The 22,547-nt window shown below is 48.4% G+C and carries 26 protein-coding genes; 14 read left to right on the top strand and 12 right to left on the bottom strand.

Annotated elements, in window-relative coordinates; all coding sequences use genetic code 11:
* The first annotated feature begins 5 nt into the window (after nucleotides 1-5).
* Nucleotides 6-1,013 carry a 2-dehydropantoate 2-reductase gene (locus tag O9X78_RS00435; RefSeq protein ID WP_269617580.1) on the top strand — a complete coding sequence of 336 codons (1,008 nt, stop codon included), beginning with the start codon at nucleotides 6-8 and terminating at the stop codon, nucleotides 1,011-1,013.
* On the opposite strand, the gene O9X78_RS00430 is transcribed toward O9X78_RS00435, so the two are convergent.
* The 5 genes from O9X78_RS00430 to O9X78_RS00415 form a co-directional block, all read right to left on the bottom strand.
* Nucleotides 993-1,766, bottom strand: a complete 774-nt coding sequence (locus O9X78_RS00430; RefSeq protein WP_269617579.1) for a hypothetical protein — start codon at nucleotides 1,764-1,766, stop codon at nucleotides 993-995. The two genes, O9X78_RS00435 and O9X78_RS00430, sit on opposite strands and share 21 nt — an antisense overlap.
* A gap of 161 nt (nucleotides 1,767-1,927) precedes the next feature.
* Nucleotides 1,928-2,335, bottom strand: a complete 408-nt coding sequence (locus O9X78_RS00425; protein WP_269617578.1) for a putative periplasmic lipoprotein — start codon at nucleotides 2,333-2,335, stop codon at nucleotides 1,928-1,930.
* Nucleotides 2,336-2,404: 69 nt separating this feature from the next.
* Nucleotides 2,405-2,650 (bottom strand): DUF6868 family protein, encoded by a 246-nt coding sequence (locus tag O9X78_RS20880; RefSeq protein WP_350339227.1) that lies wholly within the window; start codon nucleotides 2,648-2,650, stop codon nucleotides 2,405-2,407.
* A gap of 102 nt (nucleotides 2,651-2,752) precedes the next feature.
* Complete coding sequence (locus O9X78_RS00420) at nucleotides 2,753-3,076, bottom strand: Mpo1-like protein (RefSeq protein WP_269617577.1); 324 nt, start codon at nucleotides 3,074-3,076, stop codon at nucleotides 2,753-2,755.
* Nucleotides 3,077-3,090: 14 nt separating this feature from the next.
* Complete coding sequence (locus tag O9X78_RS00415; RefSeq protein WP_269617576.1) at nucleotides 3,091-3,852, bottom strand: class II aldolase/adducin family protein; 762 nt, start codon at nucleotides 3,850-3,852, stop codon at nucleotides 3,091-3,093.
* Between the two features lie 153 nt (nucleotides 3,853-4,005).
* On the opposite strand from O9X78_RS00415, the gene O9X78_RS00410 reads away from it, so the two are divergent.
* The 3 genes from O9X78_RS00410 (at nucleotide 4,006) to O9X78_RS00400 (ending at nucleotide 6,236) form a co-directional block, all read left to right on the top strand.
* Nucleotides 4,006-4,698: a Crp/Fnr family transcriptional regulator gene (locus O9X78_RS00410; protein ID WP_269617575.1), complete on the top strand. Its 693-nt coding sequence runs from the start codon at nucleotides 4,006-4,008 to the stop codon at nucleotides 4,696-4,698.
* A gap of 347 nt (nucleotides 4,699-5,045) precedes the next feature.
* Nucleotides 5,046-5,720, top strand: coding sequence for a CDP-alcohol phosphatidyltransferase family protein (locus tag O9X78_RS00405; RefSeq protein ID WP_269617574.1), 675 nt, complete (start codon nucleotides 5,046-5,048; stop codon nucleotides 5,718-5,720).
* A gap of 72 nt (nucleotides 5,721-5,792) precedes the next feature.
* Entirely contained in the window at nucleotides 5,793-6,236 is a 444-nt protein-coding gene (locus O9X78_RS00400) for an FAD synthase family protein (RefSeq protein WP_269617573.1), read from the top strand.
* Nucleotides 6,237-6,437: 201 nt separating this feature from the next.
* On the opposite strand, the gene O9X78_RS00395 is transcribed toward O9X78_RS00400, so the two are convergent.
* The 3 genes from O9X78_RS00395 to O9X78_RS00385 form a co-directional block, all read right to left on the bottom strand.
* A complete protein-coding gene (locus O9X78_RS00395) occupies nucleotides 6,438-7,172 on the bottom strand; it encodes a DUF481 domain-containing protein (protein ID WP_269617572.1) in 735 nt (244 codons plus the stop codon).
* Nucleotides 7,173-7,264: 92 nt separating this feature from the next.
* Nucleotides 7,265-8,089 carry a mechanosensitive ion channel family protein gene (locus O9X78_RS00390; RefSeq protein ID WP_269617571.1) on the bottom strand — a complete coding sequence of 275 codons (825 nt, stop codon included), beginning with the start codon at nucleotides 8,087-8,089 and terminating at the stop codon, nucleotides 7,265-7,267.
* A gap of 181 nt (nucleotides 8,090-8,270) precedes the next feature.
* Nucleotides 8,271-9,065 (bottom strand): glucose 1-dehydrogenase, encoded by a 795-nt coding sequence (locus O9X78_RS00385; protein ID WP_269617570.1) that lies wholly within the window; start codon nucleotides 9,063-9,065, stop codon nucleotides 8,271-8,273.
* A gap of 244 nt (nucleotides 9,066-9,309) precedes the next feature.
* Between O9X78_RS00385 and O9X78_RS00380 the strand changes: the two genes are divergently transcribed.
* The 5 genes from O9X78_RS00380 (at nucleotide 9,310) to O9X78_RS00360 (ending at nucleotide 12,905) form a co-directional block, all read left to right on the top strand.
* Nucleotides 9,310-9,729, top strand: a complete 420-nt coding sequence (locus O9X78_RS00380; protein WP_269617568.1) for a hypothetical protein — start codon at nucleotides 9,310-9,312, stop codon at nucleotides 9,727-9,729.
* 76 nt (nucleotides 9,730-9,805) lie between these two features.
* Nucleotides 9,806-10,072, top strand: a complete 267-nt coding sequence (locus O9X78_RS00375) for a DUF4404 family protein (RefSeq protein WP_269617567.1) — start codon at nucleotides 9,806-9,808, stop codon at nucleotides 10,070-10,072.
* A gap of 167 nt (nucleotides 10,073-10,239) precedes the next feature.
* Nucleotides 10,240-11,490 carry a PGAP1-like alpha/beta domain-containing protein gene (locus tag O9X78_RS00370; protein WP_269617566.1) on the top strand — a complete coding sequence of 417 codons (1,251 nt, stop codon included), beginning with the start codon at nucleotides 10,240-10,242 and terminating at the stop codon, nucleotides 11,488-11,490.
* A 22-nt stretch (nucleotides 11,491-11,512) separates the two neighbouring features.
* Nucleotides 11,513-12,040 carry an O-acetyl-ADP-ribose deacetylase gene (locus O9X78_RS00365; protein ID WP_269617565.1) on the top strand — a complete coding sequence of 176 codons (528 nt, stop codon included), beginning with the start codon at nucleotides 11,513-11,515 and terminating at the stop codon, nucleotides 12,038-12,040.
* 40 nt (nucleotides 12,041-12,080) lie between these two features.
* Nucleotides 12,081-12,905 (top strand): DODA-type extradiol aromatic ring-opening family dioxygenase, encoded by an 825-nt coding sequence (locus tag O9X78_RS00360; RefSeq protein WP_269617564.1) that lies wholly within the window; start codon nucleotides 12,081-12,083, stop codon nucleotides 12,903-12,905.
* On the opposite strand, the gene O9X78_RS00355 is transcribed toward O9X78_RS00360, so the two are convergent.
* Nucleotides 12,894-13,352 carry a TlpA family protein disulfide reductase gene (locus O9X78_RS00355; RefSeq protein ID WP_269617562.1) on the bottom strand — a complete coding sequence of 153 codons (459 nt, stop codon included), beginning with the start codon at nucleotides 13,350-13,352 and terminating at the stop codon, nucleotides 12,894-12,896. The genes O9X78_RS00360 and O9X78_RS00355 overlap by 12 nt on opposite strands.
* An 88-nt stretch (nucleotides 13,353-13,440) precedes the next feature.
* On the opposite strand from O9X78_RS00355, the gene arsC reads away from it, so the two are divergent.
* Genes arsC through sppA form a run of 4 tightly spaced genes read left to right on the top strand, consistent with a single transcriptional unit; the run spans nucleotide 13,441 to nucleotide 16,677 of the window.
* On the top strand, nucleotides 13,441-13,794 hold the full coding sequence (gene arsC, locus O9X78_RS00350) for an arsenate reductase (glutaredoxin) (RefSeq protein WP_269617561.1): 354 nt from the start codon (nucleotides 13,441-13,443) through the stop codon (nucleotides 13,792-13,794).
* Between the two features lie 54 nt (nucleotides 13,795-13,848).
* Nucleotides 13,849-14,463, top strand: a complete 615-nt coding sequence (gene wrbA / locus O9X78_RS00345) for an NAD(P)H:quinone oxidoreductase (protein WP_269617560.1) — start codon at nucleotides 13,849-13,851, stop codon at nucleotides 14,461-14,463.
* 7 nt (nucleotides 14,464-14,470) lie between these two features.
* Complete coding sequence (locus O9X78_RS00340) at nucleotides 14,471-14,863, top strand: DUF2069 domain-containing protein (protein WP_269617559.1); 393 nt, start codon at nucleotides 14,471-14,473, stop codon at nucleotides 14,861-14,863.
* Nucleotides 14,860-16,677 (top strand): signal peptide peptidase SppA, encoded by a 1,818-nt coding sequence (gene sppA / locus O9X78_RS00335; RefSeq protein WP_269617558.1) that lies wholly within the window; start codon nucleotides 14,860-14,862, stop codon nucleotides 16,675-16,677. Before O9X78_RS00340 ends, sppA begins: the two co-directional genes overlap by 4 nt.
* Nucleotides 16,678-17,323: 646 nt before the next feature.
* Here sppA and glpE read toward each other — a convergent pair.
* On the bottom strand, nucleotides 17,324-17,647 hold the full coding sequence (glpE, locus tag O9X78_RS00330) for a thiosulfate sulfurtransferase GlpE (protein ID WP_269617557.1): 324 nt from the start codon (nucleotides 17,645-17,647) through the stop codon (nucleotides 17,324-17,326).
* A 42-nt stretch (nucleotides 17,648-17,689) separates the two neighbouring features.
* Between glpE and O9X78_RS00325 the strand changes: the two genes are divergently transcribed.
* Complete coding sequence (locus O9X78_RS00325; protein ID WP_269617556.1) at nucleotides 17,690-18,076, top strand: diacylglycerol kinase family protein; 387 nt, start codon at nucleotides 17,690-17,692, stop codon at nucleotides 18,074-18,076.
* Here O9X78_RS00325 and O9X78_RS00320 read toward each other — a convergent pair.
* Both O9X78_RS00320 and O9X78_RS00315 read right to left on the bottom strand, forming a co-directional pair.
* Entirely contained in the window at nucleotides 18,073-21,216 is a 3,144-nt protein-coding gene (locus O9X78_RS00320; RefSeq protein WP_269617555.1) for an efflux RND transporter permease subunit, read from the bottom strand. The two genes, O9X78_RS00325 and O9X78_RS00320, sit on opposite strands and share 4 nt — an antisense overlap.
* On the bottom strand, nucleotides 21,213-22,433 hold the full coding sequence (locus O9X78_RS00315) for an efflux RND transporter periplasmic adaptor subunit (RefSeq protein ID WP_269617554.1): 1,221 nt from the start codon (nucleotides 22,431-22,433) through the stop codon (nucleotides 21,213-21,215). The genes O9X78_RS00320 and O9X78_RS00315 overlap by 4 nt, the downstream gene beginning before the upstream one ends.
* Nucleotides 22,434-22,547: the final 114 nt, after the last annotated feature.

Here is a 22,547-nt window from a genome sequence, read left to right as displayed (position 1 = left end):
AGCGCATGGCATTGCGAGTTGGAATTATTGGTGCGGGAAGTATTGGTTGTTACGTCGGTGCGGCCTTGCAGATGGGGGGCGCAGAGGTCAGTTTTTTAGGTCGCGAACGTATTGCATCGGTGACGGCAGAATGTGGTTTGCGTATTACTGATTTTCGCGGTTTGGACCATCATATCAAGGCGACAGATCTGCGTTTCTATACGGATATTGCTGCGATGGCGGATCGTGATTGCGTCATCGTTACGGTTAAATCCGGTGATACAGCGGATATTGCGGCGGATCTCGCTAAGGTTATCGATTCGAGAACCGTCGTTATTAGTCTTCAGAATGGAGTTGGCAATGCTGAGTTGATACGGCAAGTAATACCGAATAACACCGTATTGCCTGGCATGATCGCCTTTAATGTTCTTCAAGGCGACAAAGCGTGTTTTCATGCCGGTACAGACGGCGCGGTTATTATTCAGGAGTCAGCCGTCGCGCAGGAGTTGGCTGGCTTCTTCAGGGCGAGTGGTACGCCCTTTGAAAGCCATTCAGATATGCGTTCGGTGCTGTGGTCTAAGCTACTGCTAAATTTAAACAATCCTATTAACGCCCTGTCCGGTATTGGTTTGAAGGAGGAGTTGTCCCAGCGAGCGTACCGGCGTTGTTTGGCCGCGCTGCAGCGTGAGGCACTGGCCGCGATTTCTGCAGCCAATATACCTATTCAAAAATTAACAGCCGTGCCTGCGAAATGGCTTCCCGCTGCATTGAGCTTACCTGATTTTGTTTTTCAGCGGCTCGCACAGCCGATGTTAGCGATAGATCCTTTAGCGCGATCATCCATGTGGGAAGACCTGGAACGTGGCCGAAAAACCGAAGTGGAGTGGTTAAATGGTGAGGTAATTCGTTTGGCGGCGGAGCACGGTATTTCAGCGCCTGTTAATGAGCAGATTCGTCAGTTAGTGCGGCTCGCGGAGCAGGGCGGACGACGAGACTATACTGGCCGAGAGTTACTAGCGATTATCAGCGCTTAGCGTAAAGCCAGTTGTCATATTGGCAACACGACGTTTGCCGCCGGGGTAACTCACCACCATACGTCCGCCCATTAATCGGTAGTTGAATTGCATTGTCCAATCCTCACTGCCCGTTGTCGTGTAGACTTTGCCGTCTATCGCTTTCCATCGTTGTTCTTGGCTTGTTAGACAGGGATCTTTTGGAATTTGCGGCTCTCGTGTGTCCACCGTGTAACTGTTTTCGCATAGGGTTCCATCTTCCATAAAGCGAATTGTCCACTGCTCTCCGGAGTAGGGGTTTTTTAGGCTGCCTGCCGGCTCAGCGTCGGTGAGCCAAGTGCCCAGTATTGCGGTGTCTATTGGTGTTTGTTGGGCGTTTGCGTTGAAGGTGAGGCTTTGCTTAGCTTTGCCATTCTCATCGCTCAGGGTGAGGCGAAGACTGTTCTCATTCAGCCGGTTTATTTCAAAGCGGCGCTCCTCCTTGTAAGTATCTGTATTGCCAATGAGGGGTTTGTAGCTACCAGTGATTTGGCTGTCTTTTAGCCCACCTATAAGCAGGTAGCGATTGCGGGTGCCTCCCATTTGTAACTTTGCGGTCACCATGGACTGAAACGTCTTATTGGTTTCTAGCTGCAATACCCAGGTGCTGCCATCGACGTCGGCAAAGTAGCGGTCTTGAAATCCGCGAACGTCGGCATGAAGTAAAACTGAGAACATCATAAAGCCTAAGCCACCAGAAATAAGATAGGCAAGGTGTTGTGAGTTCTTGGTCATGTTTATCTTCCCCTTGTTTATTGTTTGCGTGGGGCTGTTTTTTCGCTATGTCACATCATAGTGTATTTGTCACTGGATGTGGATATCTTGACGAATGGCTGAATTGGGGTGGGGCGTGATGGAAACAAATGCAGAGGCGGGCCTTGCGCCCGCCCATCGTATCAATAGTCGTCCAGTCGCCAGCCTTGTTCTGTTTTAATGAGTTGTACTCGGTCTTCCTTGACTATTGAGTCGCCTTTTTTAAAGTCGCCGTATTGCATGCGCATGGTCATTAATTTGAATCCGGCACCAACGGTCTCAAAGGGGGATTCGCTCGGTGTGTTGATGACTTGATCACTCAGCTCATCAAAGCTCTTTTTGAAGGTAAGTTGGTAGCGAACATCGGCGATATAAAACTGCTCGTTTTTCGCCAGACCATTGGTTTTTTCAAAGTCCGACACGCTATAGGTTTCGGCGCCACCGTCACTAAGAAGGGCTTCAGAGACTAATTGCTCTATTTGTCGGTCACTGGGTTTACCTGAACACGCTGCCAAGAAGAGGCAGGCCATAAAAAGACTAATTTTTTTCATCGAAATTCCAAACCGATTATCAACAAGATAAGGGATTCTAACGCAGTTTGCGACGCGGTAAACCTGTCCTTATCGTTGCATGATCCAAAGAGCTAAAAATGGCGCGAGGTTAAAGACTAAAATCAGGACTTTATACATCGCCAGAAATTGGTAAATCTGAGTGTTGAAGGCCTCTCTTGTGAGCTTAAAGAGACTGCTGTGGATACGATATATCACGTCGGGCATCAGCAGTAATGCTAGGGTGCTGAGCAGGAGGCAGCTGAAATTGATTATGCAGCACCATCTGAAAAAGCTGCCAAGTAGGTCAAGATCCATATCGGTTCCAGTTACTGATTACTCTTTTTTGGTGTTTAGTCTCAGTAATGGCATAGCGCAAAGAAGTGGTTTTCTTATTCCTTTGCGCCTTCGCAGGTATTACTAAAACGGGATTTTCCCAATTAGCATGTCTTTTGCCATCACCCAGTCGCCGATAAAGCTGTAAAGGGGGTGTTTGAAGGTGGCGGGTTTATTGTGCTCAAAAAAGAAGTGGCCTACCCAAGCAAAGCCATAGCCAATGACGGGTACGAACCAGAGCAAAGCCCAGTGTTGGGTCATAATTGTATTTGCGAGTAAGGCTAATACCAAGGTGCTACCAATAAAATGCAGGCGTCGGCAGGTTTTGTTGGTGTGTTCAGCTAAATAGAATGGGTAGAATTCTGCAAAGCTATTAAAGTGCTTTAATTCACTGTTACTTGCCGTCATGGTGGGCTCCTTAATTAATCGGCGTAGCCGGGATTTTGACGATCTAGTTTTCGCAGAAGGCCGGGCCATGCTAGTCCGCCGAACATGCCTTTGGTGACAATTCTCGCGGCTTCTTTAACGCCATCGACAATAGCGGGATTAATCGGTGTCAATTCACGGTTCCCCGCCAATGCCCGTACCTGAATCATACAGGTAGCCTCAAAAATGTACATTGCCAGAAAGGCGTCTGCAGGGTTATTGCCCACGGTTAATAGACCGTGGTTACGCAGCATAAGAAAGGTATTGTCCGCGAGGTCGGCTACTAAACGTGGCTTCTCGTCTTCATGTAGGGCAATGCCTTCGTAGTCGTGATAGCCAAGGCTGGCTAAAATTAGTGTGGCTTGCTGCGAAAGCGCTAGTACGCCGTCGCGTTGGGCAGACACCGCGACACCATTGAGCGAGTGGGTGTGCATCACGCATTGGGCATCTTCACGGGCTTGGTGAATGGCGCTGTGTATGGTGAAACCGGCTGGATTTACCGGATACGGCGAATCTTCTACCTTCTCTCCGTCGAGGTCGATTTTGACTAGTGACGACGCCGTGATTTCTTCAAACATCATGCCGTAGGGGTTGATCAAGAAATGATGCTCCGGTCCCGGAATCCGCGCTGAAATATGCGTAAAGACGAGATCGTCCCAACCATATAATGCGACTAAGCGATATGCCGCTGCTAAATCGACGCGTAATTGCCATTCTTCTGCAGATACGCGATCTTTGAGTGGGGTGGTTGTTGTCATTGGCGATTATCCTTATTGTTTTGCTGGGTCTGAGTTTAATCTATAGCCCAAGTATCAGTCTTCTGTACTTAAAACTCTGTCAATTAAGTTACAGTGTGTTTGCTGGTGATAATAAATAGCGCTACGCGCCTATACGTTAACTGGAAGTATACCGTGATTGATAAACGCGAGATTTTAGCCACCAACCCGCTATTGTCTGGGCTGCCCGCTGACATTGTAGAAGAGCTCATGGCGGTGAGTATGCTCAGACAACTTGGTGACGGCGAGTGCCTTTATGCCCAGGGTGACGAGGGCGACGGTCTGTTCGGGGTAGTCAAGGGTCGTATTCGATTAAGCAATAGCAGCAGGGAAGGAAAAGAGCTACTAGTCATGCTGGTAGAACCCGGTGATTGGATAGGCGAGGTGTCCTTACTCGACGGCTTGCCGCGTAGCCTCGACGCTTTTGCTATGGGTGAGTGCGCAGTATTATTTTTGCCGAGGCAACGATTTGATACGCTTTTAAAGTCCAAGCCGGAGTTGTACCAATATTTTATCCCCATGCTATGCCGAAAATTGCGACTAGCGTTGAGTTACGTTGAAGGAGCCGCGTTATTCCCGCTGCCAGCGCGCTTGGCACAGCGGTTATTAGAATTGTTGACCTTTTATGGTGTTGAAGATGACAGTCAAGGGAGCTTGATTGATGTGCACCTTCCCCAGGAAGATTTAGCAAAAATGCTAGGTGTTTCCCGTCAGGCCATTAGCCGAGAATTAAAGCGCTTAGAAGCTGAGGGAATTATTAAGCTTGCCTACGGACAGTTGCGAGTGACGGACAAACTGGCGTTACAGCGAGAGTTAGATAAAGCCTAATGATCAACTGATGATGGTGCTGGTTGGTGGGCAGATACGCGCTGAAATCATTTTTTTAAATCGCTAAATAAAAATAAGAAAATCAAAAGGTGTCGGTCACGCCATTTATAGCGTATGGTGTGTCGTTCTTTCTTCCTAGTGTTAAGCCAGTTGGCTGAACGCATCTATCCCCCGTATTGCGAAACTATTTGTTGCTTCCACGCGAATAGCGTCGATTCATAGCACCTGCTGTTTTCGCTTCTCAATCTTTATGCGAATGCCCAGATTTTTAGTCGATCTCTGTTTTCATTAGCAGCGGTTTGTTGCGTGTTCTTATTTTTCGCGTGATGTAGGTGCTTCCTTAGTTTGTGTTTATTTCTAGGAGTGCCGATATTATCGTTAATCAAGAAGTTCAAGACCTGCAGCCCAGTATTATTTCCTATGTAAAAGATCTGCCTAATTTGTGCTCGCTGGCGGGTTTGGCCTGTACGACTTTGGCAATCTATTTCAGTATTATTGGTGTGTTTTACGCCGCCATGATCGGCATGATTTGGGCGGTAGCGTTTGACTGGGCAGATGGTCTTGTCGCAAGAAGAATGAAGGGGCGGACGGGAAGTGATCGCGTATTTGGCGGACAGCTTGATCTGGTGATAGATATCGTTAGTTATGGTGTCACGCCCGCTGTACTCTTGCTTAGTTATGGTGTCTTCAATCCGATATTTCTTCCGGTCGCATTTATCGTATTGGCTGCCAGTGCGATCCGTTTAAGTTATTTCAGTACCTTCGGATTGTCCGAAGAGGCGAAATACACAGGTCTGGCTTTAGATAACAACAACATCATACTGGTATCGGTATTTCTTTTTGAGAGTGTGCTTCCCGTCGGCGCGTTCTCAGTTGTTTTTTATGTTAGCGCGCTGGGTTTAGCGGCGCTCAATGTATCTCAAATAAGGACGCCCAAGCTTTCTGGTAATCCACGAAATGTGTTTTTGCTTGGGTTTTATACGCTTGGAATTACAGGGATTTATACCTTCAAGCTTTTATAGCCGTAACGACACCGGTGAAATAGGTCGGTGAAAACCGCGTTGGTAAAAAATTATAGAGGAATGAAATTAAGCATGATTGTATATACCGTAGGTACGTTTGATTTGTTGCATGTAGGGCATCTTGCTTTACTGCATTACTGTAAATCGCTGGGAAATATTTTGGCGGTTGGTGTTGCTTCAGATCGTGTTGTAAATTCTTATAAACCCAATGTGCCGGTTATTCCACTAGAGCAGCGTATGGAAATGCTCAGAGCCTTGAGTTGTGTAGATATTGTGCATGCCTATGACGAACTTGAATACGTGTCTGGTTGCATCGATGTGAACGCAGATATCTTTGTGATTGGCGAAGATTGGGGAGACAAACCTCATAATCTGGCCGTTGAGTCTTATCTAAAGTCTGCGGGTAAGCAGATTAAGCAAGTGCGTTACAATCCCCGCACCTCGTCGACCACAATTAAAGAGAACGTAGTAGCCCAGTCATATAATATTAGAGAATTAAAGATGGCGGTTGCATAGCAAGTCAACGGAAAAATGTCGATTTAGATGCGCTTAGTTTTAAGAGGGAATTAGAAAAAGGATTTTGAATTTTCGCCGCACTTGGTTTTTTGGTTATTCTGCATGAGCAGGTGTTCGTGTAATGAATAAAAGACATGTAGCTAGGAAGATATATATTATCTTCCTAGCTACGCTGCCGCACTTTTAGCAGTACGTTCTAACTTAGAAACTATAAACCACTGTGATAGCTGTTTCGCGATCCATATGTACTGTTCCGCTGGGCACAACTTCGTTGTATTCCATGGTGTAGCTAAGTTTTAATCCCAAACCGCCAACAATTTTGGTTTTTAAGGATGTGGTTGATTTAGACACGGTGTTTTCATCACCGCTTTCCACCGATAATTTCTGCTCAAAGGTCGCCGTTTCTGAAACCGCATAGGTAAAGTCGGTGGACATGCGCAAAATGGCTTCAGTAATTTGACCATCGCCAGCGCTACTCGCGGTTTCAAATTCAGTGACACGCACACCGGGGCCGATTTCAGCATCCCAAGTTAAGCGATCGTTCTTCAATATGCGGCGACCATAACCACCGGCTAATGTTGCTTGGTAGACAAAGCCGCTAAATCGATCTTTATCGACAGAGGCGTAGCCGAAGGTGTAGTTGAACTCGCTAAAATCATAGGCTAAGCGATTGCTAAGAAAGTAGCGTTCTGCCGAGCGCACACCGGTCGTCTCGCTATTCTGCGCTTCAGCGGTAATATCATAGGTCCACTGGCCGTTGCTGCGCTTGGCATTCGCTTTACCTAATAGGCTCGATTCATCGGTATTTCCGTCTTGTTGGTAGTAACCAAATTCAACGTCGCCTTTCCATAATTTGGTCGCGGCATCTTGGGCAAATGCGCCAGTAGCGGCCACGGTGGCAGCGGTTGCTACCAGAGTGCGATTAAGATAATTCATGATGTCCCTTTTCTTGCAGATTAATAAATACAGCGTGTTGAAGGTAGAGAGCCCAGTGTTGCCGGCTCTCTTTTGACCGCGAGCAGCGACGATTATGCTTGCTTGTGGAAATGTACGTCCATTTGTGGGTAGGGGATACCTACACCGGCGGCATCGAATTCATTTTTGATGTCTTCGGTTAATTTCCAACGTGTTGGCCAGTAGTCGGATGTAGCCACCCACGGGCGGCACACTAAATTGACTGATGAGTCACCAAGCTCAGATACCGCGATTGTTGGTGCGGGATCTTTAAGGATACGTTCGTCGGCTTCAACCAGTTTTTTTAGAATTTCTTTGGCAACGCGCATATCCGCGTCGTAGGAAATTCCCACCACTAAATCGATGCGGCGACGAGGCATAACACTGTAATTAGTGATGGCGTCTGACATGACTTGCGAGTTTGGAATAACAATGCGTTTGTAATCGCCAGTTAGCAAAATAGTAGAGAATAAACTCACACTTTCTACTGTGCCTGAGCATCCCCCCGCGTCAACCCAGTCGCCGACACGGCAAGGGCGGAAGGCAATCAGAAGTACACCAGCGGCAAAGTTGGCTAGTGAGCCTTGCAGTGCTAAGCCAACGGCTAAACCTGCGGCACCTAAAGCGGCAATAACAGAGGCTGTTTGAATGCCTGCGTGTGCTAAGGCTGGAATCGCCGCTAAGGCGAAAATAATGCAGAACACTAATTTAACAATAAAATTAGTTAGCGTGGCATCTATACTGCGCTTTTCCATTGCCTTGCGGGTAATGCCTGAGATGAATTTTGCCGCCCAATAGCCTAGTAATATCATGGCTAGTGCACTTGCTGCGCGAATCCCGATTGCTGCCGCTTCGGGTGCATATTGCTCGATTAATTCCTGCACTACTTTGGAATCCATATATTTTGTCCTGATGGAATGAATTGAGGTGAACGCTGACGTGTTGGTCAATGAAATGAGTAGGTCAGCAGATAAAATCAGGAACAATTATACACGTCGATGCGCCACCATCCAAAGTGGCGGCGCTCTCAGTCGATAGGATATGGGCTTAATTTTGTCGAAAGGAGAATTTGACGACCGTTTAGAACGGCCAGGTAGTCGATTCGGCGCCGCCATCCACTTCTATGATTTTGCCAGTGACCCAACGCGAGGCTGAGGACGCTAGGTAGAGTGCAGCGGCAGCAATATCTTGCGGCTCGCCCAATGCCTTCATGGGTGTTAAGGCGGTCATTTTTTCTTGAACCTCATCATTTAAATACTGACCCAGCGCCTCCGTTAAGATCGTGCCCGGCGAAATGCCATTGACGCGAATGGTGGGTGCGAAGTCTGCTGCCAACAATTTAGTGAGTTGCTCCAGTGCCGCTTTAGCGGTGCCATAGCTACTAAAGCCAGCCTGGGAGTAGCGGGATGAGGCCGAGATGATATTGATCACTCTGCCTTGACTCTGCTGTAAATAGGGATGGCATAGGCGAGTGAGATTGAAGGCGCTGGTTACATTGAAGTTGAAATCGCGATTAAAGGTTTTTGCCGTCGTTTTAAGGGGGTCGTTAGGATAGGCGCCGCCAGCATTGTTTACCAGAATACTTATTTTGCTAAAGGTTTGAATACTGACGTCAACTATGTTTTCTAGGGCGCTTTCGTCACTGACATCGCACATCACGGCGATGGCGGTGGCGTCGCTTTCGGGATGATAGTCGCGCAATGCGGCTTGGCAAAGTGCTGAGGTCTCGTCAATGTCGGCCTGTGTTCTGGCAGCGCATATGACAGAGGCTCCCGCTTGGGCGAATGCAATGGCGATGGCTCTACCAATGCCCCGTCCGGCGCCGGTAACTAATGCGACGTCGCCGTTAAGTGAGAATAGTTGCTGAATATTCATAGTTTGATCCTATTATTTTAATTTTTTCAGTCTCGCGAATCCCTGCCGTTCTGGTCAATGGCTAAATCGGTCTTTGGCGTGGTCTTTTATGGGTAATGGCTAAGAGCATAATTAATTGAACTGAACTCTTTAAATGATAATGATTATCATTTAGTATTGATCGTGATTTCAATTTAAGGAGCTTACTATGGCGTTGCAATTCTTGTGTTCAACACATCGCCAACAATTGAGGAGAAGCCGAGTCGTGGCAGAGAATCGTTGGGATGAGTGGATGGAAGCGGGCCGCGACGCATTTGCGCAGCGCGATTGGCATACCGCACTTAAGTACCTCGGCTGCAGTTTCGAATTAAGTGAGATGTTATTGGCGGGCAATGAACGGCCAGACATCAGTAATATTGACCGCTATATGGTGTCGGGGCATTTTTTAGCAGAGTGTTTCGGGCGTTGCCAAGATACATCTCTACAGCGCCACTGTTTACTGGCCGTGCATCATCATTTGCTTAAAGTCCTGAGAAGCCCTCAGGGAAGGACGCTATCATTGCGACGCAATGTGGAGATTTCCCTGCAGATGCTGTCGCGCCACTATGAATCAGCGGGTGAAGAAGAGATGTTGCAAGCATGCTTCCAAGAGAGCATGCGCCTGTTGAAACATAGCTGCCATTGAGGCGCGAATTTATTCTGTTGTTGTGCGTATGGAAACAGACTTGCTATGCTTTGGGTTAACGTAGTGGAGAACGACAATGGATCCAAAGCAAATACACCAACAGTTGGGCAAGCTTCAGGCCGAAATCGATGCACTTCCAGTCGATGATGGTAACCGCGCTAAATTACATGCCTTGGTCGATGATATAGATCGTGAACTAGGCGTTGGGCCACAGTTTGTGCTTGATGATACAAGCTTGCAGGATCGTCTTGAGGAACTGGTTTCGAACTTTGAAGTAGAACACCCGACGGTCGCAGGCATTTTAAAGGACATTATGGTTAAGCTCGCCAGTATTGGTGTTTAACTGCGAGCATTCGTATTCTGTTTAGTGGCCACCTCTATCTGTGCTTGGTATTTGGTACTGAGCGCACGATCCGCGTCTGATAAGCCTGCTTTTATGATGAATTGTTTCACCATGTACTTTCTTGGTGAGTTTTTGGCTAAATGCCAACCTTCTTTGGTGAGAAACACATGCCGAAATCTGTCATAAAGCATTCCACCGACCTTTTAGGTGTGGGCCGGCTAACCATTGATGCAATTGCGGGTGTGACAGATATTGCCGAAGGCTTGCACCACGCTATTATTAACGTGGGCGGTATTTTAGAGGGGCCGATTGACGATGCCCTTGGTGGTGGAGCAAAACCTCCTGTTCGTACTCGCGGTTTAACGGGCCTTGTTTATAAAAGTATTCGCGGTATCAATGGTATGGTCGGGTTGGGTTTAGACGCCTTAATTCGTCGTTTGACCGCATCGATCGGTGAGCACGAAACCTCACCTGGCAGAGATGCTGTTGTGTCCGCGCTTAACGGCGTCTTGGGAGACCACCTCGCCAGAAAACAAAATCCGCTGGCGATAACTATGCGTCTTCGCTGCAATGGTAAATCCCTTTCTACTGATGATTATTCCGCATTTATGGCGCAGGCCAATGGCCGTGTGGCTTTATTCGTTCACGGTTTGTGCATGGGTGATACACAGTGGCGCCGCCGCGGGCATGATCACGGCGAAGCGCTGGCGCGGGATTTAGGATTTACGCCAATATACCTTCGTTATAATACCGGACTACACGTATCTGAAAATGGCCGGCAGTTGGCTGAGCTACTCAATCTCTTCATGGCGCAATCACCCTGTCCAGCGGAATTGCGCATAGTAGCCCATAGTATGGGCGGCTTGGTGTCGCGCAGTGCCTACTATTATGGTGAGCTTAGTGGTCACGCGTGGACAACACAGCTACATAAATTAGTGTTTTTGGGTACACCTCATCACGGTGCCTTGTTGGAGCGCGGCGGCAATTGGATCGATGTTATTTTAGACAGCAACCCGTTTAGCGCGCCGTTTTCCCGCCTAGGAAAAATTCGCAGTAGCGGTATTACGGACTTGCGTTACGGCAATGTGATCGATGAGGATTGGCATAGCAGCGATCGTTTTGATATGGCGGGTGATCAGCGGCAATTAGTCGCTCTACCTAAAACCGTGCCTTGTTATGCGATCGCGGCAACGACTATTGGCGATGTCGAAAACTTCAGTGATGATCTCCTTGGTGATGGCTTGGTGACGGTAGAGAGTGCCTTCGGGGAGCATCGAAACCCTCAGTATAATTTAGGTTTTGCAGCCACGAACCGATGGCTGGGGCGGGGGATAAACCACATGGACTTACTGAATGATCCCAAGGTCTATCAAATCCTATTAGCATTTATGGCCCGCAGCGAAAATGTTAAAGCCTAGTTGAAACCAGAATGAGGCGTGAGTGACAATATTCAGAGTTTTCAAAGGTGATATTTGCAGCGTGGCGGTAGATGCCATTGTGAATGCGGCGAATAATAGTTTGCTCGGCGGTGGTGGGGTAGATGGCGCTATTCATGCTGCTGCGGGGCCGGAGCTATTGGCATATTGCCGAGGTTTGAAAGGCTGTGACACTGGTGACGCTAAGCTCAGTCCTGGTTTTTTGCTGCCAGCAAACTATGTCATTCACACCGTTGGCCCTATTTGGCATGGTGGCCGAGAGAATGAATCTGAGTTATTAGCGTCCTGCTATCAGCGTTGTGTTGAAATTGCGGTTGAGAAGGGTATTCGATCTCTGGCATTCCCGGCCATTAGCTGCGGTGTTTATGGCTATCCCCATGAAGCTGCAACCCACATTGCGGTTAAGACTTTGCGTGCCTGTCTCGCGCTAGGCGCTAATGACTCGCTGATTGATGAGATTGTGTTGGTTGCGTATAGCGATCAGATGTTTACTTTTTGGCAGTCGGCGCTGGCGGCCTCGAAACCACAATGACGTAACGGCTAGATTGATGAGACGACGGATGGTGATTTAAGTGACAACGGAGCGATTCACGGGCAAGGCGGACTTGGCGCCGGTATTATTTATTCCCCACGGTGGTGGGCCACTGCCTTTGCTCGGTGAGCCGGGTCACCGTCAACTCACCGCGTTTTTAAAGGGTGTTTCTCCGAAACTGGGCAAGCCTTCGGCTATCTTGATGGTTAGCGCGCACTGGGAAACTGCCCAAGCCACAGTGACCGGCGCTAAGAATCCCGCCTTGATTTTCGATTATAGCGGTTTTCCAGAGGAGAGTTACCGGCTTCAATACCCCGCGCCGGGCAGCCCTGATTTAGCCACTAAAGTGTGTGACCTGCTGTGTGAGGCGGGAATATCTGCCCACATTGATCCCGCTAGGGGTTACGACCACGGCATGTTTGTACCGCTTACCCTCATGTATCCCGCTGCTGATATTCCATGTGTTCAGCTGTCGCTGCTCAATTCACTCGATCCAGCAGCGCATATCGCAATGGGGATTGCGCTGCGTAAACTTCGCGAACAGAATGTTTTGGTCATTGGCTCGGGACTGTCGTTTCATAATCTGCGCGCATTTTCACATTCCGATGCAGTCAGTCGCGCTATTGAGTTCGATCATTGGTTGGTGGAAACCTGTAGCAGTGACGCCTTGAGTGCAGATGAGCGAGCATCCCGTTTGATTAATTGGACTGCTGCACCGCAGGCGCGATTTAGTCATCCCCGCGAAGAGCATTTGCTGCCATTACATGTGTGTTTTGGGTTGGCGGCAGAGTCCAGCTCCGCTGCGGAGCTGGTGTTTAACGATGACATGATGGGGGTGCGGGTAAGCGGATTTTTATGGCGCTGATGCGTCTGCCTGCGTTATTGCCGCACTAAGGGTGTCCGCTGTTTGCGGCCCTGTTAAGGTCGCTTTTAAATCACCGTCAGGGCCGATTAACAGGGTGGTTGGCAGTACGCGTGGGCGGGGTATGTTTAGCTGTGGCGCTGGGTCGGCAAGCATAGAGTCGAATTCAATCCCCATTTCTGCAATGGCCTCTTGTAAGGCTTCACCGGTTAAATTGTCGTAGTTAACCCCATACACTTCGACGTCGCTGCGTCGGGCGGTAAACTCATTGAGTGCAGGAATTTCGTCGCGACAGGGGCCGCACCATGTCGCCCAGTAATTTACGATAAGCCATTTGTCTTGGGCGAAATTACCGCCGCTGCCAGACTGTGTATTAAAATCCGGTTTGTTGCAGGCTGCTAAACCTAAAAATACTAGACATGCGGTGAAACGGAGAACTGTAGTCTTCATCAAAATGCTCGATTCAGGGCCGATACGGTAATCGGCGTGTATAATGCCAGCAACCTTTTTAAGATTACCGTGTTAGACAGAGAGTGCTATGTCCGAGTATACCATTTACCACAATCCGCGCTGTTCCAAGTCCAGACAAACGTTGCAAATTTTGGTCGATAATGGCGTGGAAGCAGATGTTGTTTTATATCTTGAAACACCGCCGTCCGCCACCCAGCTAAAAACCTTATTGGCCAAACTTGGCATTAGCGCCCGTGATTTGTTGCGCAAAGGTGAGGCCGCGTATAAAGACGGCAGTCTTGCCGACACAACACTATCTGATGACCAATTAATTGCCGCAATGGTAGCCGAGCCTAAGTTAATTGAGCGGCCCATCGTCGTGAAGGGTGACCGCGCGGTATTGGGACGCCCTCCAGAAAATGTGCTGACTTTGCTGTCTTGATATCCATTCCACGTTACGTCACGGCTCCGCGTCTATGACGACGTCGTCACATCAATGATTTTGGGAGAAACCGTAGTGAGCGGAGCTTATATACTCGTGTTGTATTACAGTCGTCACGGCGCCACTGAAACATTGGCAAAGCATATTGCCAGGGGTGTCGAGCAAACGGGTCTTGAGGCCCGAGTGCGAACAGTGCCATCAGTGTCTGCCGTTTGCGAGGCTAGTGAGGACGAAATTCCTGAACATGGTCCGCTTTATGCCACCGAAGATGATCTGCGTCATTGTGCAGGTTTGGTCATGGGCAGTCCGACTCGATTCGGCAACATGGCCGCGCCATTAAAGTATTTTTTAGATGGCACTTCTGGCTTATGGATGAGTGGCGCTCTGATTGGCAAGCCTGCGTCGGTATTTACATCAAGTGCCAGCCTGCATGGCGGCCAAGAAAGTACCTTGTTAACAATGATGATGCCGCTGCTGCATCACGGCATGTTAATAGCGGGCATTCCTTATAGTGAAGCGGCGCTGACTAGCACCGAAAGTGGCGGCACACCCTATGGTGCTTCCCACGTTGCGGGGCAGAGCGGTCGCGTAGTTGATGAAACTGAACTTGAATTAGCGGCTGCACTCGGCAAGCGCGTTGCGAATTTAAGTAAAAAATTGCTGAACTGAGGTGGTTATGACCGCATTAGAAAAACGCACCGAATTTGCCAGATTTTTTATGAAGCTGAGTTACATCGGTTTTTTAATTACCTTAACGTTAGGTACTTGGGTTTGGGTTCAAGAAGGGCGCCAACCAAGTATCACCATTTGGGTGATTCGGCTTGCCCCCATGTTAATGTTCGCCGTTGGTGTGTTTAAAGCGCAGCTTCGTCCAATTGCGTGGATGTGCTTCGCCAGCTTGCTTTACTTTGTGATGGCGGTAACCGAAGCTTTATCATCGCTAGCGATATGGTTTAACTATGTTGAATTGGCCATGGTTGTTGTGCTGTTTTGTAGCTCGACAGTGTTTATTCGTTGGCAGGCACAATTGTGGCGCGTTAAGACGGCGCAGGAGAATAATGCAGTATGAGTGAAAATAAGAAGCGCGGTTTTTTTTCCAAGCTGGGTGGTTTTATCGACGCCACGAGACGCTGGACTTTAAATATTATTTTTCTAGTAATTATTGGCAGTATTGCTATGGCCATATTTAGCTCGGTCCAAGAAGTTACCATTCCAGATCGGGCTGTTTTAGTTCTTGCGCCAGCGGGTGTTGTGGTCGATCAGCTATCGACTGTCGATGCACTTACGCAGCTCAGCTCTCAGGGTTTGCCGAATGAGACGTTGCTGTCAGATTTAATCGAAGCAGTGAACTTAGCGAGCGAAGATCCGCGTATTGAAGTGTTACTGCTTCAACTTGATGGTTTAACTCATATTGGTATGAGCAAAACTATGGAGTTGTCTGAGGCAATTCAAAAATTCCGTGAAACGGGCAAGACTGTGGTGGCGAGTGCCAGCCATTATGATCAAGATCAATATTTATTAGCGAGTTTTGCCGACCAGATTTTTGTTCACAATATGGGCGGGGTTGGCTTAGAGGGTTTCGCGGTCATTCGCAATTATTTCCGTGAAGCGATTGATAAATTAAAAATTCGATTCCACGTTTTTAAAGTAGGTAATTTTAAGTCAGCAGTGGAGCCGCTACTGCGCAACGATATGTCAAATGCCGCCAAGGAAGCTAACAAAGCATGGCTTGATCAGCTTTGGTCGCTTTACCGCGATACCGTCGTGACACGACGCGGGATAAGCGAGGCTAAATTCGACAATTACGTTAATCATATAGATCGCGTGATGACTGAGGTCGGAGGGGATGCGGCGCAGGCGGCATTAGATTACGGCTTGGTGGACGGTATTATTAGTCGACCGATGTTGCGAGAGATGTTGATAGAAAGGGTTGGCGAAAACAAAGACGGAAGTTTTCAGCAGAGCTATTTTCGAGATTACCTCACCTTAAATCGCAGTATTTTGGTCGAGGTAAAGGAGTCTGTTGGGATCATAGTCGCCAGCGGCAATATAGTGGATGGCGAGCAGCCATCGGGTACGATTGGTGGCGACAGCCTAGCCAAGCTGATTCGCAAGGCGCGGCTTGATGATCAGATAAAGGCGCTAGTGCTGCGCATAGATAGTGGTGGTGGTTCGGCGTTTGCCTCCGAAGTTATTCGCGCCGAGCTTCAAAAGTTGCAAGAATCAGGAAAGCCCCTCGTGGTGTCTATGGGGAGTATGGCCGCCTCCGGTGGTTACTGGATTGCGGCTGGTGCCGATGAGATTTGGGCGACACCAGCTACCTTGACAGGATCTATCGGTATTTTTGGTGCCTTTCCCAGCGTAGACGATATGTTGCAAGGTTTGGGTATTCACACAGACGGCGTTGGTACTACCGCCGTTGCAGGTAAATTGCGCCCTGACTTACCCTTGGATCCCATTCTCGCCAGCGCTATTCAGTCGGGTATTGAATATGGTTATCGCCGGTTTATTAATGTCGTTGCCGATGGCAGGAAAAAGCTGGTTGAGCAGGTTGAACCGATTGCCGAAGGTAGAGTTTGGAGTGGCATTGATGCGCAGCAACTGGGCTTGGTTGACAAGCTTGGCGGCTTACAGCAGGCGGTAAATTCTGCTGCTAGTTTGGTCGGTGTAGACCCGGTAAACACTCGCTTACTCATGCTTCCTTTGAGTCCAGAGGAAGAGCTGATGCGTTTGATTTTAGGGTCGGTGATGGTGAAAACTGCCTTCACCGCGTCGCCTGTGATGTCGGTATTAAATAGCATATTGCCGGCCTGGAGTGACGCAATACAACTTAAAGATAGCCGTGGCGTATATGCATATTGCCTAATGTGTGTGGCGCCCTGAGTGAAGATGGATAGTGTGGTTATTACTAAGCACTAAGCGCAAAACATAAGTGTATATATTGCGCGGTCTCTTAGCGATATATACGCATTTGCGTCTAATCCGTTAAATCTCTCGCATTGGGCGGCAGGGCTGGCCAGCTCTGATGTCAATAAGGATGGCGACGAGTGGATCGCTGAGGCGCCCTTGGCCAAGTGAAAATGCGCATTGCGGCGGAAAACGCCTTTGGCGTCAGGGACCATGACGTTGAACTAGGTTCGGGCGTTGTCTTCCATAACCCAATCCGGGTGGATGCCAATGGCGAGGGGGCGAGTTGATTTTCACCGTGATTCGACAGCCGGATATGTCCGAGCATGCATTCGCAGAGGACAAGCGCGCGGTTGAGAAAAACTTAAGTTCGCTGAAAGAGATACTCGAATCTTAGAAGTTTTAATTTATTAGGCACTCATGCCATCTGAGTATCGTGCAGGATTTGTGATGTCAGGTTTAGCTAATAACTTTAGCCTGCGTAGACGATAGTGTGATTCCGGATTCTTTTGGCGAGAACCGTGCGTAGCTGCTTAAAACTCTGTGACGACGTTGCAGAACTGATCGACCATAAATGGCCTACCACTCTGCAAAGAAGTTTTGTCGTTGCCGCGTGGTTGACTTAATTACTGACCGTGTTTTGCGGGAACAATTGACGCCACATTTCAAAGCCGCCATCCATGCTGTAGACCTCAGTGAAGTCTTTTTCTACAAAATACTGTGCAGCACTTTGGCTGCTATTGCCGTGATAACAATAAATAATGAGTGCTTGGTCAGGATCGGCTTGTTCAATAAATTGCTGCAAGCTATGGTTGTCCAAATGTTCTGCGTTTGGAATGTGATTTAAGGTGTAGGATTGCTCGTCGCGAATATCGGCAAGCTGGCAGCTTCCAGCTTCGATCATGGCGTGGGCGTCCTGTGGAGAGATGTGTTTGAATTCAGGCATAGTTTAAGTATCTGCGCAGACTAAAGGGCTTATGGTAACGCGATGAAGCAAAAAACAGAACGCCGCCAGCAAGATCAGGGGTTTTCCATCAAGGCACGTATTGCCAGCGCGAGCTTTGCCTTTAATGGCCTTGTGACAATGCTTATTGAGCAACACAATGCCCGCGTGCATTTCGTGGCGACCTTGGTGGTAGTGGCTTTAGGCATGTTAACTGGCTTGGAGTCGGTGGAGTGGATAATGGTGTGTTTGGCCATTACCATGGTTTGGATGGCCGAGGCTTTTAATACTGCGCTAGAGTCCCTAGCGGATGCCGCGGTACCCGAAACACACCCGCTGATCGCTAAATCTAAGGATGTGGCCGCAGCGGGTGTATTAATCGCTGCGGTGTTTTCACTGGTCGTTGCGGCTTGGGCTTTCTGGCCGTTTTAGTGCGATTCGTTGATTCTTGCGGCTGATTTCGACTGGGTAAAGTGTTTGAAATCATCCAAGACAATGTACAGGCAGGGGATGAGTATTAAGGTTATGACGGTGGCAAAAATAATCCCAAAGCCCAGTGAGACCGCCATCGGAATAACAAACTGAGCTTGAACGCTGCTTTCGAGGAGCATCGGGAGTAAGCCGAAGAAGGTTGTTAAGGACGTAAGCAAGATGGCGCGGAAGCGCAGACAACCTGAATCGACCACCGCATCGAGTAACCGTTCGCCGCGAGCGATGGCTGAATTAATGAAATCAACCATGATCAGGCTGTCGTTAACGACCACGCCCGATAGCGCGATAACACCAAAGAACGACATCATACTGAACGACATATTCAATACGATGTGACCCACCACCGCACCGATGATCCCAAAGGGAATAACACCCATAATAATCAGTGGCTGTAAGTAAGAGCGAAGCGGCACAGCGAGCAGGGCATAGATGCCGAACAGGGCGATCACAAAGCCTACGGCTAGGCTTTTCATGAGGATACCAATCTCTTCACTTTCGCCGCTCAGCTGTACGATGACGCTGGGATACTTGCTTGGAAATGTGGTCTCGACGAGTTCTTTTATTATGCTGGAGGTCACAGAACTTGGCGCAGTAAATTCTTTGTCAACCTGAGCCGTTACGGTAACTGATCGCTCCCCGTCAATGCGCTTGCGCTGGCTGAAGCCCGGCTCAATACTCATATCTGCAACACTGCTCAGTGGAACGTAGACATTGTCGGTAGAGCGGATATTCATGTTTTGTAAATCAGATATTGCTTCTCGCTCTTCGCGCGGGTAGCGCACCATGACTTTGACTTCGTCGCTGCCACGTTGAATGCGTTGCGCTTCTGCACCGTAAAATGCATCTCTAAGTTGGCGTCCGAGTGACGCAGATGAAATCCCCAAAATTTCGGCGCTCGGTTTTATGTCCAACACAATTTCATCTTGAATCGCGCTGGCACCATTGCGGATATCGAATACGCCTTTGTAATGGCCTAATGCTTCTTCAATTTCCTTGGATGCCGCCTCAAGCTCGGTATTTGAGCTGCTACTTAGCTTGAGCGAAATTGGTGGTCCTGAGGTTTGGTCTGCGCTGCTAACGGACAATACTTTGGCACCGGGTATTTCGCCGATTTCTTTGCGCCAGCGCCGTGCTATTTCATTGCCGTCAATGTCGCGCAGTTCATTTTTTGTGAGTTCCACCATAAAGGTGATGGTTCTTGTAGAGGAGCTGAATGCTTGCACGTGATTGATAAGGCGTTTATTAGAGGCATTTTTATGGGCGCTTTGATAATCGGCGTCCACTTTGCGTAGTGCGTTATCGATGAACTCATGGGCTTGTCGGGTTTGCGCTTCTGGCGTGCCCTCAATCATCTCTAGATTGGCTTTAATAAAGTCAGAGGGTACATCTGGGATCATCACAAAGCGCACAATACCGCCGGCAACCAAGCCAATGGTAATAATTAATAATGCGCTAAAGACTGAGCCTGTTAGGTATCGATTCGCAATTGCTTTGTGAATAAACGGTCGGTAAGTTTCTTCAACGAAGTGGTTAAGCTTGCCGTTGCAGTAGTGAGGAATTTTATCTATTTTTAGCCAAATGCCAGTAGTTCCTGGTGTGCTATGCGCCAAATGTGCGGGCAGAATCCATTTTGACTCCAGCAGCGAGAAGCTTAAGCACAATAATACGACCCAGCCTACCGCTTCTGGAAATGGCGAGAACGCGCCTTCTGTGAAGAGGGTCGGCGAAAACGCCATAATGGTTGTCAGTACGCCGAAGGTTGCCGGGGTGGCAACGCGAAGAGCGCCGGTGATAACCGTGTCGATTGAGTGGCCCTTACTTTCCGCTTCCGCGTAGGCACTTTCGCCAATAATAATGGCATCATCGACGACGATGCCGAGCACTAAAATAAAGCCGAAAAGACTTAACATATTTAAGCTGACACCGACAATTGGCATTGCCGCGAGCGTGCCTAAAAAACAAATTGGCAGGCCAACCATTACCCAAAAAGCGAGTTTTATATTTAGGAACATGCCCAGCACAATGAACACCAATAAGGCGCCCATGCCGAGGTTTTCCATCATCATGGTCATTCGACCTTCCAAATAGAAGGTGACGTCTGCCCACGTGGTGATACTCACACCATCAGGAAGTCGATGCCGTTTTTCTTCGACGTATTTTTTCGCGGCATCGGCCACTTTAAGTAAATCTTGATTACCGACGGCGAATACCTGCAGGCCAATACTGTTTTTACTGTCAAAAAATGAGAAGCCGTCGCGTTCAACAAAACCGTCTTTTATGGTGGCTATATCACCAAGGGTTAGGCGAGTGCCGTCTGGGTTAGTAATGAGAACAACGCGTTCAAATTCATATTGGTTGCGGGCCTGGCCTCGGGTGCGAAGTAAAATATCGCCATTGACGGTTTTTATTGATCCACCGGGTAAGTCGAGCGAGGAGCGACGAATGGCCTCTGCGACTTCGCTTAGCGTTAATCCGTATTGAAGTAGGGTGTTTTCAGGAACCTCGATACTGATTTCAAAATCTCTGGCGCCATTGATTTGTACGAAGGCAATGTTTTCATCAAGGGTGAGTTCTTGTTTGACTTGCTCGGCTAGGTCTTTCATGCCGCGTTCGTCGATGTCACCGTAAAGTTGTACGCTGAGTGCGTGCTTATTAAATTCAACGCGTTTTATAACGGGGCGCTCAGCCTGTTCGGGAAAACTAACAATACCGTCAATGGCACTTTTAATTTCGTCCATTACCGCCAGCGTGTCATAACCCTCGTAAACATCGGCGGTTAGGGTGGCGACAGACTCGTTGGCGGTGGATTCGAGGCTTTCGATAGACTCGATATCTTTTAAGGCTTCTTCGATTTTTAATACTACGCCACTCTCTACTTCGTCTGGGGTGGCGCCTGGGTAGGCTACGGTTATTTGGATGATGTTAATTTCGAAATCGGGTTGAATCGAGCGCTGAATAGTTAGTGCAGCACCAAGACCGATGCCTATAATCACAATCATCAGTAGGTTTGCCGCGACTGAATTGCGCGCAAACCAGGGGATTACCCCCTTGTTGGTATCAAACTCTGGTAATGAGCTCATAGCTCGGTCTCGGTATTCGAGTCTGCTATCTGGTCAGCATTCGCGTTGACTAATGAACTGGTTTTTGTGGTGCTGTTAACTTTGACCTTTGTACCTGGTACTGCGTTTGGAATAGTCGATAGGCAAATAATGTCGCCGTCATTTAGTCCGTCGTAAACATAAACGAGCTTGCCTTCGGTGTGGAGGGTTTTGATATCTCGATTGCGGAGACGCTGCTCACTATCGAGGACCCAGACCTTATTGCCAGCGCGTAAAACATGACGAGGGAGGGCGATCAATCCATCAATCTGTTTGCCGCTGATTCCTGCCTTAACAAAACTGCCCATTAACAGCGCTTGGCCACTGCCGTCTATGCCGTAAGGGTCGTCTATTTTTGCGATGGCAAATAAAACTCTACTGCGTTCGTCGAGTACAGCCTCGGTACGCACGATTTTGCCCTGCCATTTTAGACCTAGTTCGTTTTCTAGAGTTACTGCGGGTGAATCGTCGCTGTTTTGCTTATCTGGAAGCGCTAAATATGCCAAGCGGTCAACGGGAATCGGAAGACGAACTTCGGCAAAATCTATGGCAAATACTTGCCCGAGCTGGGTGCCGGGGCTCACGAACTGGCCGATGTCTACGTTGCGAGATTTAATAATGCCACGGTAGGGCGCGCGAATTTGGGTTCGATCGAGATTATTGTTGGCGTGATCAAGGTCTGCTTTGGCAGAGTCTAGGCGTGCCTGCGCCTCTTTTAGCTGAGGAAGTCGTAGAGCAAGATAGCGCGCTTCTTTACTGGAGTATTTACGCGGATATTTTTTCAAATCTTGCGCCGCAACCGATGCGCGGCCTTTCTCTTGTATTAAATTGCTGAATGCAGTGGCGACATTTGCTTCGGCACGTTTGACTTCAACGTCGTAATTACGTGGGTCAATACTTAATAATAATTCATCTTTTTCAACTAGGCCTCCGCTTACAAACTGCGGCGCTACTTCAATAATTTTGCCAGATACCTCGGTAACTAAGGTGGTTTCAGTTCGAGGTTGTACGGTACCTTGTGAGCTAACGGCAACGGATAGAGTTTGCTTCTCAGCGAGCGCGACATTGATATTCAGCGCTTGGGGGACGGTGGTTATGGTTTCTGGCGGAGATTTCAGGACAAAAAAAGCAACTGCAATGACAAGGGCGATGATGATGACGGCCGCAGATTGAAAGGTTTGCTTGGATAGTTTTAACACACTGGAATCTCTGTTACGTGATGACACTGCGGGTCTAATGAATTCGTGTTCAAAATGACATGTGCACGCCTAAAAGCGTGCACAGAGTATCAAAGTCGGCTCATTGTATCGTTA

It is taken from the genome of Zhongshania aquatica (assembly GCF_027257955.1).
In the GTDB taxonomy this organism is placed as follows: Bacteria; Pseudomonadota; Gammaproteobacteria; order Pseudomonadales; family Spongiibacteraceae; genus Spongiibacter; species Spongiibacter aquatica.
The sequence above is the reverse complement of the archived record's forward strand: the minus strand, read 5'-3'. Positions and strand labels throughout refer to the sequence as shown.

Bases quoted from the DNA above. Each gene is read 5' to 3' on its own strand.
- O9X78_RS00340 (WP_269617559.1), top strand. From the start codon at position 14,471: ATGACCGCATTAGAAAAACGCACCGAATTTGCCAGATTTTTTATGAAG.
- O9X78_RS00395 (WP_269617572.1), bottom strand. From the start codon at position 7,172: ATGAATTATCTTAATCGCACTCTGGTAGCAACCGCTGCCACCGTGGCC.
- O9X78_RS00355 (WP_269617562.1), bottom strand. From the start codon at position 13,352: ATGAAGACTACAGTTCTCCGTTTCACCGCATGTCTAGTATTTTTAGGT.
- O9X78_RS00415 (WP_269617576.1), bottom strand. From the start codon at position 3,852: ATGACAACAACCACCCCACTCAAAGATCGCGTATCTGCAGAAGAATGG.
- sppA (WP_269617558.1), top strand. From the start codon at position 14,860: ATGAGTGAAAATAAGAAGCGCGGTTTTTTTTCCAAGCTGGGTGGTTTT.
- O9X78_RS00375 (WP_269617567.1), top strand. From the start codon at position 9,806: ATGGATCCAAAGCAAATACACCAACAGTTGGGCAAGCTTCAGGCCGAA.
- wrbA (WP_269617560.1), top strand. From the start codon at position 13,849: ATGATTTTGGGAGAAACCGTAGTGAGCGGAGCTTATATACTCGTGTTG.
- O9X78_RS00325 (WP_269617556.1), top strand. From the start codon at position 17,690: ATGAAGCAAAAAACAGAACGCCGCCAGCAAGATCAGGGGTTTTCCATC.
- O9X78_RS00425 (WP_269617578.1), bottom strand. From the start codon at position 2,335: ATGAAAAAAATTAGTCTTTTTATGGCCTGCCTCTTCTTGGCAGCGTGT.
- O9X78_RS00385 (WP_269617570.1), bottom strand. From the start codon at position 9,065: ATGAATATTCAGCAACTATTCTCACTTAACGGCGACGTCGCATTAGTT.
- glpE (WP_269617557.1), bottom strand. From the start codon at position 17,647: ATGCCTGAATTCAAACACATCTCTCCACAGGACGCCCACGCCATGATC.
- O9X78_RS00390 (WP_269617571.1), bottom strand. From the start codon at position 8,089: ATGGATTCCAAAGTAGTGCAGGAATTAATCGAGCAATATGCACCCGAA.
- O9X78_RS00435 (WP_269617580.1), top strand. From the start codon at position 6: ATGGCATTGCGAGTTGGAATTATTGGTGCGGGAAGTATTGGTTGTTAC.
- O9X78_RS00370 (WP_269617566.1), top strand. From the start codon at position 10,240: ATGCCGAAATCTGTCATAAAGCATTCCACCGACCTTTTAGGTGTGGGC.
- O9X78_RS00420 (WP_269617577.1), bottom strand. From the start codon at position 3,076: ATGACGGCAAGTAACAGTGAATTAAAGCACTTTAATAGCTTTGCAGAA.
- O9X78_RS00320 (WP_269617555.1), bottom strand. From the start codon at position 21,216: ATGAGCTCATTACCAGAGTTTGATACCAACAAGGGGGTAATCCCCTGG.
- arsC (WP_269617561.1), top strand. From the start codon at position 13,441: ATGTCCGAGTATACCATTTACCACAATCCGCGCTGTTCCAAGTCCAGA.
- O9X78_RS00400 (WP_269617573.1), top strand. From the start codon at position 5,793: ATGATTGTATATACCGTAGGTACGTTTGATTTGTTGCATGTAGGGCAT.
- O9X78_RS20880 (WP_350339227.1), bottom strand. From the start codon at position 2,650: ATGGATCTTGACCTACTTGGCAGCTTTTTCAGATGGTGCTGCATAATC.
- O9X78_RS00430 (WP_269617579.1), bottom strand. From the start codon at position 1,766: ATGACCAAGAACTCACAACACCTTGCCTATCTTATTTCTGGTGGCTTA.